The organism is Pseudoalteromonas sp. P1-7a, from assembly GCF_001401855.1.
GTDB lineage: Bacteria > Pseudomonadota > Gammaproteobacteria > Enterobacterales > Alteromonadaceae > Pseudoalteromonas.
This window is the reverse complement of record NZ_LKDU01000071.1, coordinates 1-1,549: the sequence shown is the minus strand read 5'-3', so window position 1 is coordinate 1,549 and position 1,549 is coordinate 1. Positions and strand designations below refer to the sequence as shown.

The 1,549-nt window shown below is 47.0% G+C and carries 1 protein-coding gene; it reads right to left on the bottom strand.

The window, feature by feature from the left end; genetic code table 11:
• A partial coding sequence (locus AN389_RS19450) for an Ig-like domain-containing protein (protein WP_200911313.1) occupies positions 1-1,549 on the bottom strand: 1,549 nt, incomplete at both ends.

Sequence of the window (1,549 nt, the reverse complement as noted above, 5' to 3'; positions counted from 1 at the left end):
ATGGTATCGACATTGCCACTGCTGTTGGCTGTGCTCTCATTGCCTGCCGCGTCGGTTATGCTGGCTGTGACAGTAAAGTCACCTTGCGCCAGCGCACCGGGGATTTCAATATCCCAATGACCATCCGCCTCAACGGTGGTCGTGAGAGTTTGCTCAGCGCCGTTACTGTCGGTCACGGTGAGTGTCACCGTGCCCCCAATTTCGTTACTGGTGCCCTGTAATGTCGGTGTTAGGTCGTTTACATCGCCTACATTTTGTATCGTAAGCGTGGGTGCTTGCGTGTCTAGAGTAATTGTATCGGTTACTGTTGTCGTGTTTCCTGCTTCATCAGACACACTCACTTCGATGGTGTTATCACCTTCATTCAACTCTGTCTGAGGGGTTACTGTCCAATTTCCATTGGCATCAACTGTGGTAGTCAATGTTTGTTCTACACCGTTTTCATCAGTAATCACCACAGTAACCGTAGTGCCTACATCGGCATCACTCGTGCCTGAAATAGTAGGTGTTGTATCATTAGTTACAGCATCAAAGTCAACGGTTAGACTTGGCCCTGAAGTATCGATATTACCGGTTGCTGTATCTAAAGCACTATTGCCTGCAGCATCAGAAACCTCTGCTTGTACAGTATAATCCCCTGAAGCCAACTCTTGAGAAAGCTCTACACTCCAATTCCCTTGTGCATCCGTTGTCGTATTAAACGAGCGAACAACGCCTTGAGAGTCAGTAACAGTCAAGCTTATTACAGTGCCAGATACAACGCCTGTAGTATTACCAGCAATAATTGGTGTTGTATCATTACTGGTTTCTAGGTCGTTAATTTGTATAGTCGGCGGCGTAATATCAATTACAGCATCAAGCTCGGTGGTGGCTGAGCCACCGCCTAAATCAGTTACAGTTGCACTGATTGATACATTTCCCTCAGGTAAATCTGCAGGTGGTGTAACACTCCACTGTCCGTTTGCATCAACAACGGTGGTTAGGGTGATCGTTGCCCCAGTAGAGTCTGTTATCTGAACTTCTATAGACGAGCCCACTCCTGCATTAAAAGTATCACCACTTATTTGCGGTGTTTGGTCGTTGGTTTCACCAATGACATCGATAGTGATAGTTAACGCACTTGTATCAATGGTGCCAGAGGCAGTTGCAGTGCCTTCATTGCCGACGCTATCACTAATACTAGCATCAACCGTATAACTGCCTTCCGCTAAAGCAACAGGTACTTCAACCGTCCAACTACCATCAGCAATAACTTGTGCTGTGATTGTTTGCTCTGCACCATTTGCATCCGTTACGGTTAAAGTAACGGTTGACCCCGTAGGCTCGCCACTAACTGTACCAGATAGGGTCGGAGTAGTATCACTCGTATCACCTAACGCATTTATCGTCACAACCGGCGCAGTTATGTCAACTTCGCCTGTGGTGGTGGCTGTGGTTTCATTACCTGCAGAGTCGGTGATCGATACTTCAACGGTAAATTCACCTTCACTTAACTCATTAGGCACATCTACACTAAAGGTGCCATCGGCTTGCACTTCGGTCGTAATGG